We start from the raw sequence: 14,743 nt of genomic DNA, 5'->3' as shown, positions 1-14,743 counted from the left end.
CCCGCCCGTGACAGCCCGCCGCTTCCGACTCCGCCGTGCCGTGCCCCTGCTCGGCGTCCTGCTCACGGCTGTGGCGTGCTCCGGCGGGCCGGACTCCGGCACCGGCCCCGCCGGGGCCACCTCCGCACCCAGCGGGTCGGTGGCCGCGGTCTGCGACAAGGAACCGGCCGGCCCCACCGCGGCGCCGGCGGGAGCTGTGGTCATCGACCCGGCGGTGCCCGGCGACCTGGCGGTGAAGACGCGCTCGGCCAACGCCGGCACGACCTTCTGGCTCAAGCCGGGCAAGCACATCCTCGGCGACGACAAGTACGACCAGGTGTCCCCGAAGGACGGTGACGTCTACATCGGCGCCCCCGGCGCGGTCGTCGACGGCCGGAAGATCAATCAGTACGCCTTCACCGGGCACGCGGTCAACGTCAAGATCACCTACGTGACCGTGCAGGGCTTCGCCGCCCCGCACGACGAAGGCGTCGTCAACCACGACTCCGGCGACGGCTGGGTGATCGAGCACTCGACCATCCAGGACAACGACGGCGCCGGCCTGATGGCGGGCGCGCGTCAGCAGGTGCGCGGCAACTGCCTGCGCCGCAACGGCCAGTACGGCATGAACGCCTACTCCGGCGGCACGCCGATCACCGCGCTGGTCGTCGAGGGCAACGAGATCGCCGGCAACAACACCGGCGACTGGGAAGCGAAGATCGACGGCTGCGGCTGCAGCGGCGGGGTCAAGTTCTGGGACGTGAACGGTGCCGACGTGCGCGGCAACTGGGTGCACGACAACCGCGGCACCGGGCTGTGGGCGGACACGAACAACAACGACTTCCTCATCGAGGGCAACCTCATCGAGAACAACGATAGCGCCGCGCTCATCTACGAGATCAGCTACAACGCGATCATCCGCGACAACACGATCCGCAAGAACAACTGGGTCGACGGCCGCCGGTACGCCGACAAGAGCGACAACTTCCCGACGTCGGCCGTCTACATCTCCGAGTCCGGCGGCGAGCCGCGGATCAAGGCGCGCACCGCCAAGATCGAAATCTCCCGCAACTACCTGGAGAACAACTGGTCCGGGATCACGCTGTGGGAGAACGCCGACCGGTTCTGCAACAGCCCGGCCAACACCTCCTCCGGCGACTGCACCCGGCTGGTGCCGGCCGTCAAGCAGTGCGCGGCCCCGGCGATCACCAGCGGCGCGCTCCTGGCCGACTGCCGTTGGAAGACTCAGCACGTCGACATCCACGACAACAAGTTCGTCCTCGACCAGGCCGTCGTCGGCTGCCAGGCCTCCTGCGGCCGGATGGGCCTGCTGTCCAACTTCGGCAGCTACCCGGACTGGTCGCCGTACCGGGGCGACGATGTGCAGGAAGCAATCACGTTCAAGCAGGACAACCGTTGGCACGACAACAGCTACGCCGGCCCGTGGACGTTCATCGCCTACTCCGCCGACCGCGTCCTCGAGATCGGCGAATGGGAAGGTGCGCCGTACTCGCAGGACACCGGCAGCACCTACAGCGTGCAGGGCGGGGGCTGACGTGGCGACGCGCACCGGAACGGCCGGCATCCGCGGCGAAGCCACCCCCGAACCCGCCTCCTCGACGCCGAAGTGGGCGGGCCTGGCCTGGGCCCTGCTGATCCTCAACACGCTCGGCTCGACGGGCGCCAAGACCGTCCTCCCGTTGCCGCGGTCGGTCAGCCAGCTGGTGACCATGGGTTCGCTGATGACGGCGTTCGTGATCGCGCTGGTGCTGAACAAGCACCTGCGGATCCGGCCGAGCGCGTACCTCCTTCTGTTGACGGGCCTGCTGGTGTCGAGCATCCTCTCCAGCGCCGACCTGCAGGAGGGCGCCGGCGCGTTGTTCCGGTGCTTCCGGCTGACGGTGTTCGTCTCGACGCTCTGGCTGCTTACCCGCTGGTGGGACGGTGGTTTCGCCTTCGTCCGCTACCACATCCGCACCTACGCGGTCGTGCTCGCGTCGGTGGCGCTCGGCTTGGCCATCTCGCCGGGCAACGCCATGCCGGACATCTACGGCGGTCGCCTTTCGGGCGCGATCTGGCCGCTCACGCCGCCGCAGATCGGCCAGTACGCGGCCGTCATCTCCGGGCTCACGCTCCTCCTCTGGTTCGGGCGCCGCACGACGTGGCGCAGCGCGCTGGCGATCGTGGTGCCGGTGGTGGGCCTGCTGATGCTCACGCACACGCGCACGGCGACGCTCGGCCTGATCGCCGGCCTGGCGGTGGCCTTCCTGTCGATGGTGCTGACCAGCGCCCGCGCGCGGAAGGTGTTCGCGTGGACGGTCGGGGTCGGCGGAGTCGCCGGCATCGTGCTCGCGGGTGCGCTGCAGACGTGGTTCCTCCGCGGGCAGAGCGCGGACAACTTCTCCAGCCTGACCGGTCGTGCGAAGGTGTGGGACGCGCTGCTGGACGCCCCCCGGACGCCGTTGGAGTACATCTTCGGCGTCGGGCTGACGGACAAGTCCTACGACGGCCTCCCGATCGACAACAGCTGGCTCGCGATCTACCACGAACAAGGCTTCGTCGGTATTGCGCTGGTCGCCGGGTTCCTCCTCACGCTGGTCGTGGTGGCCGTGCTGCGGCCGCCGTCGCTGGCTCGCGCGTGCGCGATCTTCCTGATCACCTACTGTATTTCGGCCTCCTACACCGAAGCCGGCCTCGGCGACGCGTCGCCGTACCTGCTGCACCTGGCGGTCGCCGCGTCGCTGCTGGTCCGCGGGGTGCCGCAGTCCGACGAACAAGCATTCATCCCGGCGAAGGGGACAAGCGCGTGAAGGTGCTCGTGGTGCACAACCGGTACCGGTCCGAGCAGCCGAGCGGGGAGAACAACGTCGTCGACGCCGAGGTGACGTTGCTCGCCGAGGGCGGTCACCAGGTGTCGTTGTTCGAACGTCGCAGCGACGACATCGGGGCGATGCCACTGCCCCGCAAGGCGGCGGTGCCGCTGATGGTGCCGTGGAACCCGGCGGTGCGGAAGGAGCTCGCCGGCCGCCTGCGCGCGTCGCGCCCGGACGTCGTGCACATCCACAACACGTTCCCGCTGCTGTCGCCGTCGGTGGTCGCCGCGTGCGCGGACGCGGGCGTGCCCGCGGTCGCGACGCTGCACAACTACACGATGGTCTGCCCACCCGGCACGCTCCACCGCGACGGCCGCATCTGCACCGAGTGCGTCGGCGGCTCACCGCTGCCGGCGGTGAAGCACGGCTGCTACCGCGGTTCGTCCGCGGCCACGGTCCCGATGGCGGCGAGCATGGTCGCGAACCGGCGCCGGTGGTGGACGGGCATCTCCCGGTTCTTCTGCATTTCGGCGGCTCAACGTGACCTCCTGGTGTCGGCCGGGATGCCCGGCGAGCGGATGGCGGTGAAGCACAACTTCGTCACCGACCCCGGCGTCCGCCGCACCGGCGACGGCAAGCACGTGCTGTTCCTCGGCCGGATCACCGAGGAAAAGGGGATCGGGCTGCTGATGCAGGCGTGGGACCGCCTCGGCGGCGCCCTGGGCGTGCCGCTGGTCATCGCCGGCACCGGTCCGATGCAGGACGAGGTCGCGGCCTGGGCGGCCGGGCGTCCCGACGTCTCGTACGTCGGCCTCCAGAACAAGGCGGAGTGCCGGGCGCTGACCGCCGACGCCGTCGCGGTGGTCGCCCCGTCGACCTGGCTCGAGGCGTTCGGCCTGGTGGTGGTCGAGGCGATGGCGGCCGGAGTGCCGACGGTGGCGGCGGCGCACGGCGCGTTCCCCGAGCTCGTCGACGACGGTGTCACCGGCCTCCTGCACGCACCGGACGACCCGGCCTCGCTGGCCGAGCGCCTGCGCGCGGTGACCGGCGACCGGAACCGCGAAATGGGCGACGCGGCCAGGGTCCGGTACGAGAAGGACTTCACCCCGGCGGTCGGGCTGGACCGGCTGATCGCCGGGTACGAGGCGGCGATCGCCGGGTGAGGCAGCTCGTCCGGACGGCGCCCCCGGCCTTGCCGGCGGCGCTGCGCACCCCGCTGGCGATGTCGGCAGCGCTGGCGACAGCGGTCGTCGTGGCGCTCGGCATCCTCCACTTCCACGACTCGGGCCTGACCGGGCTCGACGCGGCGATTCTGCCGTCGGTCGACGGGGTCCAGCCGCCGTGGGGCTACCTCGCGCTGGTCTTCGACTTCGGCGGCGAGCCGGTGGGGTCGGTGATCCTGGTGGCGCTCCTCGCCGGGATCTGTTTCCTGCTCAACCGGGTGCGGACGGCGGTGCTGACGGTGCTCGGGGTGGTGGTCACGGTGGCGGTGACGACGGTCCTCAAGCCGATCGTCGGCCGCACCATCCACGGCGAGTTCCTGTCGTACCCGAGCGGCCACACGGCCATGGCCACGGCGCTCGCGCTGGTCGTCGCGCTGCTGCTGACCGACCGGCTGGGGCTCGGGCGCGGGGCCGCGGTGGTGCTCGCGCCGGGGTTGGCGCTGGTCGCCGGGGTGGCGATGGGGTGGGCCGAGGTGGCGTTGGGTGCCCACTACCCGACGGATGCCGTCGGGGGTTTCTGCACCGCGTTGGCGGCGGTGCCGGCGACCGCGTGGCTGCTGGATCGAGTCGCGGACCGGCTCTGAGGCAGGGACGTTCGATTCCCGGCCGACCGGGTCATGAGGCCGGGTCGGCCTCCGAGAGGTGTCGATCCTCGCGCGGGTCGTTCGTCGGTCGGGAGACCCACCTCCGAAGGAGACCCCCATGATCCAGGACATGATCGCCGCCGAACGGCGGGAAATCGCTGTGCTCCTCGGCGAGCTTCCGCCATCCGGCTGGGACTCGCCCACCCTGTGCGCCGGGTGGCGGGTGGCCGAGGTGGTCGCCCACATGACCATGCCGTTCCGGTTTTCCACCGGGCGGTTCCTGCGGGAACTGCTCAAGTCCGGTGGCCGCTTCAACGCCATGGCCGACCGCGTGGCCGGGCGTGACGCCGCCGAGCTCTCCCGCGAAGCGCTCATCGCCTCGTTGCGGGACAACGCCGGCCACCCGTGGCGGCCACCGGGCGGGGGCGCGGTCGGCGCGCTCAGCCACGACGTGATCCACGGCCTGGACATCACGACCGCCCTGCGGCTGGATCGGCGGGTTCCGCCGGAACGTCTCGAGGCCATCTTCACCGCGATGAAACCGAAGCAGGTCAAGTACTTCGGCGCCGATCTCGCCGGCATCGCGCTGCGCGCCGACGATCTCGACTGGTCGTACGGCACCGGCACGCCATTGACCGGGGCGGCGCAGGATCTCTTGCTTGTCCTTTCGAACCGGCGGTTGCCCGCCGGACGTCTTCGCGGCGAGGCGAGTGCGCGCTTCACCGCGGCCTGAAGGGCCTGGTGGCACTGGTAAGTCGGAGCGGTCATGTCTCCGACGGTACCGAACACCCGTGCGAACGCCATCGCTGGAAAGGGTGAACCGGTCGGTGTCCGAAATCCTCCGCTCGCGACTTTTACCCTATGGCGCAATGGAAAACGGCTTGTCGGCGGGAGGTTGCGCCGGAAATTGTCGGAGCCGTCGTGCAAGGTGGAATTCAGCAGCCGGCGGTCCCGCCGGTGAACGAAGAGCACTCGTCCTGCGAGTAGGGCTTTGCCTGCCAGCCCGCGGGGTCGACCGTCTTGGAGGTGTCATGCACGACGAAGGTCCACGGCCCCGTGTACGAGTTGTCGTGCCAGCGGTTGCCCTGCCCGAAGGTGATGGCCTCCTCGACCACGGTTCCCTTGTAGGGCGACCAGTCCGGGAACGTCCCGTAGTTGGACAGCAGCGCCATCCGGCCGCACAGGCTCGTGCAGCCGATCTTGCCCGCGTCGAGCCGGAAGGTGTTCCCGTGGACCTCCACCCGCTGCGTCTTCCAGCGGCAGTCGTCGTACGCCGGGTGCTTTTCGATGGTGCCCGCGGCGCACGAAGACTTCGGCGCCGTCTTGGTGCAGTAGCCCGAAGAGGTGTTCGCCGGGCTGTTGCAGAAGCGGTCGGCGTTCTCCCACAACGTGATCCCGGCCCAGTTGTTCTCGAAGGTGTTGCCGGTGATGTCGACGGCCGACGTCCGGGCCGGCACGCGCGGCTCGCCGCCCGATTCCGAGAGGTACACCGTCGCCACCGGGAAGTTGTCGCCGCGCGCCGCGAACGTACGGCCCTGCACCAGGCTGTTGCCGCGGAAGGTGTTGCCGCGCAGCACCAGGTTGTAGCTGGTCTCGTAGAACAGCGCCTCGGAGTCGTTGCTCTCGAACAGGTTGTCCTCGACGAGAAAGTCGTTGTTGTTCGTGTCGGCCCACAGGCCGGCGCCGTGGTTGCCGTGGACCCAGTTGCCGTGGATGTCGGCGCCGTTCACGGCCCAGAACTTCGCGCCGCCGCTGCACCCGCAGCCCGGCACCTTGGTTTCCCAGTCGCCGGTGTTGTTGCCGGTGATCTCGTTGCCCTCCAGCACGAGCCCGGTGATGCCGTCGCCCGCCTGGTACGCGTTGAGCCCGTACTGGCCGTTGTTGCGCAGGCAGCTGTGCCGCACGACCTGGCCGGCGCCGGCCATCAGCCCCGCGCCGGCGTTGTCCTCGATGGTGGTGTTCTCGATGAGCCAGCCGTTGCCGGAGTCGTGGTTGACCACGCCCTGGTCCTGCAGCGCGGCGAACCCACGGATGGTGAGGCCGTGGATCTCGACCTTGCTCGCCTGCTGGGTGAAGGCCGCGCGGTTGACGCCGCGGCCGTCGAGGATCGCGCCCGGTGCGCCGAGGTAGACGTCGCCGTCCTTGGGGACGACCTGGCCGTACTCGTCGTTCCCGAGCGTGTGGGTGCCCGGCCGGAGCCAGAATGTCGTGCCGGCCGGACGGGCGGCGGTCTTGGCCGAGAGGTCGCTGTCGACACCCGGCTCGACGGAGACGGCTCCCGGGGGCGGTTCCTCGTACGCCGTGGGCTGGTGGTCGCACACCGGTCCGGGTCCGTCCGCGGCGTGCGCGAGCACGGGGCACGCCACGGCGATCAGGAGCGAACAAGCAGCGACCATTACCACACGAGATCTGCCCATGGCAGGAAGTTACGCACGAACGGGCCGGAAAACAGTCACCCTCAAGTGTCCTCATCGGACCCAACGGGTGAATCCGACCCGCCCGTGCGGGAATCAGGCGTGTTTGCGGAACACGGGCTGCACCGGGCGCCCGCCCATCCACGGCGCCGGGTCGTTGGCGTCGAGAGCCTTCCGGTAGACCGTGCAGGCCTGCGCGACGACGTCGATGGTCTTGTCGATGTCCGCCTCGGTGAGCGCGGCGCTGACCACGAAGGACGGTCCGAGCACGCCGCCGCCGATCAGCTCCCGCAGGAACAGCGTCCGGTACGGCTGCGACGGCTTGAGCTCCTCGTCGAGCGTGCCGAAGACCAGGTTGCTGGCCCGGCCGCGGACCACCACGTGGTTCTCGACGCCCATCCCGGCCGCCACCTCGCGGACGCCGGCGGCGAGCCGGTCGCCGAGGGCGTGCATGCGGCCGATCACGTCCTCGTCGCGGTAGACGTCCATCACCGCCATCGCGGCGGCCAGGGAGTGGGTCTCGGCGCCGTGCGTGGTCGAGAGCAGGAACACCCGCTCACGGTCGGTGCGCAGGCCGCCCAGCTCCATCAGCTCTCGCTTGCCGGCCAGCGCCGAGACCGCGAAGCCGTTGCCGAGCGCCTTGCCAAACGTCGAGAGGTCGGGCGTGACGCCGTAGAGGCCCTGGGCGCCCTGGGCGGACCACCGGAAGCCGGTGATCATCTCGTCGAAGATCAGGACGACGCCGTGCCGGGTGGCGAGCTCGCGCAGGCCCTGCAGGTACCCCGGCGGCGGTTCCACCGCCGCGGCCGCTTCCAGGATCATGCACGCGATCTCGCCGTCGTGGCGCTGCAGCAGCTCCTCCGCGGCCTGCAGGTCGCCGTACGGGAAGGACACGACCGCTTCCGTCGTCTCGTCCGGGATGCCGGCGTTCATCGGCGTGGTACCGATGAACCAGTCGTCGGTGGAGAAGAAGGCGTGGTCGGCGCACTTGGCGACGAGCTTGCGGCCGGTGGCGGCGCGGGCCAGCCGGACCGCGGCGGTCGTGGCGTCGGAGCCGTTCTTGGTGAACTTCACCATCTCGGCCGTCGGCACGTTCTCCAGGAACCGCTCGGCGGCGTCGGCCTCGATGATCGACGGGCGGATGAAGTTGCTGCCCTTCTCCAGCTCGCCGCGCACCGCTTCGACGACTCTCGGGTGGGCGTGGCCGAGGCTGACGGCTCTCAGACCCGCGCCGTACTCGACGTATTCGTTGCCGTCCACGTCCCAGACGTGGCCGCCGCGGCCGTGGGAGATGACCGGGGCCATCCCTTCCGGGTACTGGTCCGAGCCCTTGGCGTAGGTGTGCGCTCCGCCGGGGATGACCCGGTTCAGCCGCTCGTCCGCCCGCCTGGAGCGGGGCAGGTTCGTTCCCATGTCGTGGCTCACCTCGTTGGTTTCAACGCCTCTTCCAGAGACGGTGCCCGTTCGTCCCGGTCACTGACCATTGTGACCGAGAGTGGCCAAGAAATGTCCAATTCAGGGTCTTTGTACGAAATCGTAATGTCTTCGGCAGGGTCGTGCGCCCGATCGATACGGTACGAAACGTCAGAGGGATCAGTGAGTGACTGGAATCCGTGCGCACACCCCGCCGGGATGTACACGGATACCTGGGTATCACCCGACAGTTCGAAGGTTTTGATATTTCGGAACGTCGGCGAATCCGGTCGGAGATCCACCACGACGTCGAAGACCGCGCCGTGCGAACACCGCACCAGCTTCGCTTCGCCGGCCCCGCCGCGCAGGTGCATCCCACGGACGACCCCTTTGCGGGACCGGGAAACGCTGTCCTGGACGAAGCCGTCCGGGTCGATGCCTGCCGACGCGATGACGTCGCGGTCGAACGTCCGGCTGAAGAACCCGCGCTGGTCCGCGTGCGGAGTGGGTTCGAACAGGTACGCGCCGTCGATCTCGGGCACCGGAATCGCCTTCATCGCCCACCCCCGAAGAGGGCCGCCGAAAGGGCGGCGAACTGGTCCTTGAGGCGTTGCGCGTTCATCTGGTTCCGTTCCAGGAGCGTTTGGCGAAGTTCTGGCGAACGGTTCTCGAGTTCGGTGAACTGTTCGACGAGCCGGTCGAAGCTGACGGTCTTCGCGCGCTGGGTGAAGCCGTCGAGGCCCATCTCCGCCATGAGGACGTCGTTCTTCGGTGCGTAGCCGATCGCCACGGTCGGTTTCGCGACCTTCAGGGCGCAGAGCACGTTGTGGTAGCGCGTGGCCACCACGCTGTCCACCGCGGCCATCTCGTGCATCAGCTCGTCCAGGGTCTCCGCCGAAGCCGCCGTCACCAGCGGGGAATCGGTCTGCTCGATGATCTCGTCGACGACCTGCCGGTCGATCTGGTCGCCGATGAACAGCCGGACGGGTCTGTCCTGGTCAACGAGCCACGCGACGAAACGGTTCATCGTGTCCACGTAGTGGCGGTAGATGCGGTCGGCTCCGGCCCGGTCGTCGTTGCCGCCGTAGTAGGCCATCACGCCGACGCCGACGGTGCCCGGCTTGCCGTCGGCCGCCGGAGTGGGGAGGGAGAACGCAAGGTCGGGGTAGACCTGGTCGGCGCTCGTGTCGACGCCCATGGCGCGCATGGCGTCGCGGGAGATGTCGTCGCGATAGGAGCGGTAGGCGGCGAGCCGGCCGGACCAGCGGACCAGGGTCCGGGTGGCCCGGGCGCTGATGTGGTTCGCGCCGACGCAGACGAGCGCCACCTTGGTGCCGAAGAGGCGCCCGGTGGCGGAGAGGAGGAAGAGCGAATACGGGAAACCCCATGGACGCAGCGGAAGCGTCGCTTCGAGGACACCCATGCCGGGCACGATGACGACGTCCTGCTTGCGGACCCAGGCCGCGGTGCGCGCGATGTCGACCAGCTTGCCGAAGCCCTTGAGGGCGACCGAGCGCAGGCCGGACGCCGTCTCGTACTCGGACTGGTTCCAGTGCAGCGGCGTCGTGTCGAGGCCGTACCGCTCGCGGACGAGCTCCGGGCCGCCGACCAGGGCGCCCAGCACCGCGTCAGGGTACTCGGCGCGCAGGTAGCCGAGCACGGCTTCGAGGGAACCGTCGTTGCCGAGGTTCCCCGAGCCGAGCAGCCCGAACACGCCGACGCGTGGCGCACGCTTCACGCCAACCTGCCTTCCCGGCCGGCCACGATCTCGTTCACCGTGGCGACGTCGGAGGCGGTCGGCGCGCGGTCCTCGACGCGCTCGCCGTGGCCGGAGCGGGCGCGGTTGGTGAGCCAGGCGCCGAGGTGGCCGAAGCACTCGCGCTTGTCGGCGGCCGAGATCGGTGCGCGCCGGATCAGGTCCGCGAACCCGTAGACGTACTCGCCGAGCAGGCGGACGGTGGGATTCCGGAGCCGGTTCGCGCGCCGCGGGTCCAGATTCGCGCACCGGCTCCGGATGGTCGGGTTGGCCCGTTCCGCGCGGCCGGGGTGGTCGCGGCGGAAGTAGAGCAGCTCGGGCACCTGGTAGAACGGGCCGTGGAGGGCCATCTCCGCCGAGTACGTGCGGTCGGCGTGGTGGTAGCTGTCGAGCGGCTTGACGCGGCGGAGGACGTCGGCGCGGATGACGCCGTAGAAGTCGTCGCCGCCCGGCTCGAACAGGACGCTGCGGAACCGGTCCGGCGCGTGCCGGGAGCCGGTGTCCAAGGTGTACTCGAGCGGCTGGACGATGCGGCCGTCGCCGTCGATGATCGCCTGGTCGCAGTGGGCGAGGATGATGTCCGGGCGCTCGTCGAGGGCCTCGATGCAGCGCTTGAGGAGGTCGCGGGCGTACAGGTCGTCGTGGGACACCCACTTGAAGAGCTCGGTGCGGGACACGTCGAACACGAAGTTGTGGTTCGGCGTCGCGCCGATGTTCTTCGGCTGGCGGACGTAGCGGATCCGCGAGTCCTTCTCGGCGTAGCGACGGCAGATCTCGTCGGTGCCGTCCGTGGAGGCGTTGTCCGAGATGATCAGCTCGAAGTCCTCGAAGGTCTGGCCGAGCAGGGCGTCCAGCGACTCGGCGAGGTACTCCTCGCCGTTGTACACCGGGAGGCCGAGGCTCAGCCGCGGGACGGTGGTCATGGAGTCCTCATTCCTTGATCGGCTCTTTGATCGGCTCGAACACCACGGTGGGCTCGTCGGCGCCCGGTGGCACGTACTCGCGCAACCCGGTCCGCAGCTGGAACCACCAGACGACGGAGCCGCTGAGGGTGGCCGTTGCGACACCCCACGCGGATCCCGCGGCGCCGCCGGCGAACGCGCCGGCGATGCCGAAGGTGACGTAGAACAGGGACGCGACCAGCTGGGAGCGCAGGCTCCGCTTGGCCGCGCCGAGCGCGCGCAGGCCGGCGGCCGCGCCCGTGGCGAAGCTGGCGCCGACCACGGCCAGGGTGACCGGGAGGATCAGCGGGGACGAGGAGTCCCACACCGAGCCCATCACCCAGCGGCCGGCGTGGTCGGGCACCAGGAGGAGCAGGCCGAGGCCCCAGCACAGGGCGGCGGCCGCCTGGCCGCCGCCGAGGATCATGCAGAAGTGCTTCAGGCGGTGCGGTGCCCGCTGGAGCACTCGCGCGCCCTCGGCCACCGTGACCAGAGACAACCCCATCAGCAGGGCGAGGAAGGGGCCGAGGAGCTGTTCGGCGCCGCGGACCGCGCCGACGGCGGTGATGCCGGCGATGGCGCCGAGGCCGTACGCGCGCAGCTGGGACGCGCCGCTGTTGCTGACGTTCTCGACGAGGTAGCGGACGCTCAGGTCGCGCTGGGAACGCAGCCAGCCGGCCAGCTCGCGCGGGTGCGGGAGGATGCCGGTCTGGAACCAGCCGTAGACCGCGGCGAGCGCGGCCGCGATGCCCCAGGCGAGCACGAACGCGACGACCGTGCCAACCCGGCCGGCGATGAACAGGGCCGGGAGCAGCGCGATGCCGCACACGAGGTCGTTGAGGAACGCCTTCTTGCCCTGGCCGCGGGCGAAGAACGCGAACCGCCAGGCGTCCTGCAGCAGCAGGCCGGGCAGCACGATGGCGAGCGCGATGAACGCGTTGCCGAGCGGGCCGCCCGCGGCCAGCCCGGCGACCAGGCTGATCACGCCGGTCACGCAGCCCACGGCGATCGCGGTGCCCGACGCGCTGGCCACGCCCGAACGCCACCGGCCCTCCGGGACGGCGCTGAACCGCACCATCAGCGGGTCGGTGGCGAGGCCGCGGGAGACGTTGAGCACCACGCCGTAGGTGACCCAGGCGAGGCTGAAGATGCCGAAGGCGAACGTGCCGAGCGAGCGGGCCACGTACAGGCCGACGGCGAAGTTGGTCAGGCTGGACACCGCCTGGTCGCCGAGGCCCCAGCTCAACCGTCCGGCCATCGCGCGGACCGCGCCCGAGGAGAAGATCGAGCGCGGTGCCCGGCGATGGTTGGCCACGTCGTTCACTCCTTGACCAGACCGGCGTCGTGGAGCGCCCGGGCCGCGACGTCGACGATGTCGAAGGGCAGGCCGGCGCGCTCCGCGATGTCCAAGAGCGAGTGCGAACCGTCGGAGAGGTTGAGCACCCACAGCATCGCCATCTGGGCCTGCTTGGCGTCGCTGCGGCCGCCGAGCGAGTCGTACAGCCCGCGCTTGCCGAGCTGCGGCTCGCCGTACGGGCTGAGGTTGACGTACCGGCGGTTGCGGTCCAGGACGCCGAACGCGTCCTTCAACGCACCCAGCGTGTCCTCCATGGCCGCGGGCGACACGAAACCCGGGTTGTCGGCCGAGGTGTGGTACTCGGGGTAACCCGCGTACGGCGTGCGCGTGAGGGAGCCGACGCCGAGGTTGAAGCCCGGTGAGCAGAACTGGCGCTCGTCGTAGCCGTACGGCGAGAAGTCGACGACGCGGTGTTCGCGCGAGCGCAGCACGTGCTGCATCACGCGGTCGATCTCGGCGTCGTCGCGGCGGGACTTCTTGTACGTCAGCGAGCCCGGGTCGCCCGCGCACGCCAGCACCAGCCCGTGCCGCACCTTCTCGATCCGGGAAGCGTTGCGAGCCAGCCACGTGATCGAGCCGATCGTCCCCGGCATGAACAGGAAGCGGTACGTGTAGTGCGGCTGGGTCAGGGCCAGCTGCTGCGCCAGCGAGACGGCCACCGCGATGCCGGCGAGGTTGTCGTTCGCCAGCGAGGGGTGGCACACGTGGCAGGACACGATGACCTCGTCGGTGACGCGCCCCGGGACGACGTGCTCGGCGTAGGTGAGCGAACCGTCGGCCAGTGTCGAGTCGATGACGACGTCGTAGTCGCCGTCGGGCAGCGCGTCGAGCTTCTCCTGCGCGAGGCAGAAACCCCAGGCCGGGGCGTAGTAGCTGGTCCGGTAGGGCACCCACGACGGCTGGTCCGGCAGCGTGTGCAGGTGCTCCCGCAGCTCGCTCAGCGGCATCCGTCGCGACACCGGGACGCTGTACCCGACGACGTGCAGGTTCGACTCCTGGAAGTCGATCACGCGCGTGCCGTCCGAAGAAGCGACGTACGCGTCCCGGATGTTCCACTCCTGCGGGATCGTCCAGTCCAGCACCGCCGTGCCGGTCGGGACTTCGTGCCGCTCCAGCGAGATGTGCTCGCCGATGATGTCCAGGGTCTGCCGCACGCCGTCGCCGGTGATGCTGCGGCAGATCGGGTACAGCCGCTCGACCAGGGCGTGCAGTTCCGCCCCGGTCCGCAGCTGCGGGGCCGCCACTAGCGCCGCCGCATGGTGTCGTCGACGCGGCCGGCTTCGCCCTCGCTCTTCAGCCAGGCGAGCCGGGTGAACAGCTGCTGGAACGACTCCCGGGTGAGGCCGAACTTGCGGTAGGCCTCGATGAGCTCGACGGCGCCGTCCTTGACCGACCACTCGCAGGCGAAGCCGGGGATCGCCGACCGGAAGCGCGAGAAGTCGACCCGGTAGGAGCGCGGGTCGGCGCCGGCCTCGCCGGTGATGTTCAGCGTCGAGCCCGGCACGGCCTCGACGACCTCCTGGGCGATCTCGGCGACGGTGACGTTGTTGTCCTCGGTGCCGATGTTGAACGCCTTGTTGTGCACGGCCTCCTTCGGCGCCGTCAGGGCCGCCGTGAACGCGCGCGCGATGTCTTGGGCGTGCACCAGCGGCCGCCACGGCGTGCCGTCGGAGAGGACCAGCACCTCGCCGGACAGGTGGGCGTGCGCGGTCAGGTTGTTCAGCACGATGTCGCCGCGCAGCCGCGGCGAGTAGCCGAACGCCGTCGCGTTGCGCATGTACACCGGCGTGAAGTCGTCGTCGGCCAGCTCGTGGACGTCGGCCTCGACGCGCACCTTCGACTCTGCGTATGGCGTCACCGGCCGCAGCGGGGCGTCCTCGTCGACGAGGTTGTCGCCGCCCGCGCCGTACACCGAGCAGGTCGACGCGTAGAGGTACCGCTGCACGCCGGCGTCCTTCGCCAGCTTCGCGAGCTTCACCGACGCGTGGTGGTTGATGTCGTAGGTCAGCTCCGGCGCGAGCGAGCCCAGCGGGTCGTTCGACAGCGCGGCCAGGTGGATCACCGCGTCGAAGCCCTGGACATGGGACGCGGTGACGTCCCGCAGGTCGACGACGTGCCCGGCCGGGTCGGCGGGGGCGGGCCCGAGCAGGCAGTTCTCGAACAGCCCGGAGTCCAGGCCGACGACTTCGTGGCCGGCGGCGGCGAGCACCGGGGCCATCACCGTCCCCAGGTAGCCCTTGTGCCCCGTCAGCAACACCCGCAT

The 14,743-nt window shown here is 70.1% G+C and carries 13 protein-coding genes; 5 read left to right on the top strand and 8 right to left on the bottom strand.

Going from position 1 to position 14,743, the window contains the following annotated elements:
* Positions 1–7: 7 nt before the first annotated feature.
* The 5 genes from C2L59_RS24310 to C2L59_RS24290 all read left to right on the top strand — a co-directional run bounded on the left by C2L59_RS24310 (position 8) and on the right by C2L59_RS24290 (position 5,332).
* Positions 8–1,534 carry a right-handed parallel beta-helix repeat-containing protein gene (locus C2L59_RS24310; RefSeq protein WP_103351817.1) on the top strand — a complete coding sequence of 509 codons (1,527 nt, stop codon included), beginning with the start codon at positions 8–10 and terminating at the stop codon, positions 1,532–1,534.
* A gap of 82 nt (positions 1,535–1,616) precedes the next feature.
* Complete coding sequence (locus tag C2L59_RS24305; RefSeq protein ID WP_103351893.1) at positions 1,617–2,789, top strand: hypothetical protein; 1,173 nt, start codon at positions 1,617–1,619, stop codon at positions 2,787–2,789.
* Positions 2,786–3,955: a glycosyltransferase family 4 protein gene (locus C2L59_RS24300; protein WP_103351816.1), complete on the top strand. Its 1,170-nt coding sequence runs from the start codon at positions 2,786–2,788 to the stop codon at positions 3,953–3,955. The genes C2L59_RS24305 and C2L59_RS24300 overlap by 4 nt, the downstream gene beginning before the upstream one ends.
* Positions 3,952–4,599: a phosphatase PAP2 family protein gene (locus C2L59_RS24295; RefSeq protein WP_103351815.1), complete on the top strand. Its 648-nt coding sequence runs from the start codon at positions 3,952–3,954 to the stop codon at positions 4,597–4,599. The genes C2L59_RS24300 and C2L59_RS24295 overlap by 4 nt, the downstream gene beginning before the upstream one ends.
* Before the next feature lie 118 nt (positions 4,600–4,717).
* Positions 4,718–5,332, top strand: a complete 615-nt coding sequence (locus tag C2L59_RS24290; RefSeq protein ID WP_103351814.1) for a maleylpyruvate isomerase family mycothiol-dependent enzyme — start codon at positions 4,718–4,720, stop codon at positions 5,330–5,332.
* A gap of 202 nt (positions 5,333–5,534) precedes the next feature.
* Here C2L59_RS24290 and C2L59_RS24285 read toward each other — a convergent pair whose 3' ends face one another.
* The 8 genes from C2L59_RS24285 to C2L59_RS24250 form a co-directional block, all read right to left on the bottom strand.
* Positions 5,535–7,016, bottom strand: a complete 1,482-nt coding sequence (locus C2L59_RS24285) for a right-handed parallel beta-helix repeat-containing protein (RefSeq protein ID WP_233223653.1) — start codon at positions 7,014–7,016, stop codon at positions 5,535–5,537.
* Between the two features lie 93 nt (positions 7,017–7,109).
* Positions 7,110–8,426: a glutamate-1-semialdehyde 2,1-aminomutase gene (locus C2L59_RS24280; protein ID WP_103351813.1), complete on the bottom strand. Its 1,317-nt coding sequence runs from the start codon at positions 8,424–8,426 to the stop codon at positions 7,110–7,112.
* 8 nt (positions 8,427–8,434) lie between these two features.
* A complete protein-coding gene (locus C2L59_RS24275; protein ID WP_103351812.1) occupies positions 8,435–8,983 on the bottom strand; it encodes a dTDP-4-dehydrorhamnose 3,5-epimerase family protein in 549 nt (182 codons plus the stop codon).
* Positions 8,980–10,164, bottom strand: a complete 1,185-nt coding sequence (locus C2L59_RS24270; protein ID WP_103351811.1) for a polysaccharide pyruvyl transferase family protein — start codon at positions 10,162–10,164, stop codon at positions 8,980–8,982. The genes C2L59_RS24275 and C2L59_RS24270 overlap by 4 nt, the downstream gene beginning before the upstream one ends.
* A complete protein-coding gene (locus C2L59_RS24265; RefSeq protein ID WP_103351810.1) occupies positions 10,161–11,105 on the bottom strand; it encodes a glycosyltransferase family 2 protein in 945 nt (314 codons plus the stop codon). The genes C2L59_RS24270 and C2L59_RS24265 overlap by 4 nt, the downstream gene beginning before the upstream one ends.
* A gap of 7 nt (positions 11,106–11,112) precedes the next feature.
* On the bottom strand, positions 11,113–12,438 hold the full coding sequence (locus C2L59_RS24260) for a hypothetical protein (RefSeq protein ID WP_103351809.1): 1,326 nt from the start codon (positions 12,436–12,438) through the stop codon (positions 11,113–11,115).
* Positions 12,439–12,443: 5 nt separating this feature from the next.
* The gene (locus tag C2L59_RS24255; RefSeq protein ID WP_103351808.1) at positions 12,444–13,724 is read right to left on the bottom strand and encodes a DUF4910 domain-containing protein; all 1,281 of its coding nucleotides are present in this window, start codon (positions 13,722–13,724) and stop codon (positions 12,444–12,446) included.
* The gene (locus C2L59_RS24250; protein ID WP_103351807.1) at positions 13,724–14,743 is read right to left on the bottom strand and encodes an NAD(P)-dependent oxidoreductase; all 1,020 of its coding nucleotides are present in this window, start codon (positions 14,741–14,743) and stop codon (positions 13,724–13,726) included. The genes C2L59_RS24255 and C2L59_RS24250 overlap by 1 nt, the downstream gene beginning before the upstream one ends.

The sequence above is a fragment of the Amycolatopsis sp. CA-128772 genome (assembly GCF_002904295.1).
GTDB lineage: Bacteria > Actinomycetota > Actinomycetes > Mycobacteriales > Pseudonocardiaceae > Amycolatopsis.
Note: the sequence above shows the minus strand (reverse complement) of the source record. Positions and strands in the feature narration are given on the sequence as shown.

What these genes read in the sequence shown, in the direction of transcription:
- C2L59_RS24290 (WP_103351814.1), top strand. Translation starts at nt 4,718, where the DNA reads ATGATCCAGGACATGATCGCCGCCGAACGGCGGGAAATCGCTGTGCTC.
- C2L59_RS24285 (WP_233223653.1), bottom strand. Translation starts at nt 7,016, where the DNA reads ATGGGCAGATCTCGTGTGGTAATGGTCGCTGCTTGTTCGCTCCTGATC.
- C2L59_RS24280 (WP_103351813.1), bottom strand. Translation starts at nt 8,426, where the DNA reads ATGGGAACGAACCTGCCCCGCTCCAGGCGGGCGGACGAGCGGCTGAAC.
- C2L59_RS24275 (WP_103351812.1), bottom strand. Translation starts at nt 8,983, where the DNA reads ATGAAGGCGATTCCGGTGCCCGAGATCGACGGCGCGTACCTGTTCGAA.
- C2L59_RS24265 (WP_103351810.1), bottom strand. Translation starts at nt 11,105, where the DNA reads ATGACCACCGTCCCGCGGCTGAGCCTCGGCCTCCCGGTGTACAACGGC.
- C2L59_RS24250 (WP_103351807.1), bottom strand. Translation starts at nt 14,743, where the DNA reads ATGCGGGTGTTGCTGACGGGGCACAAGGGCTACCTGGGGACGGTGATG.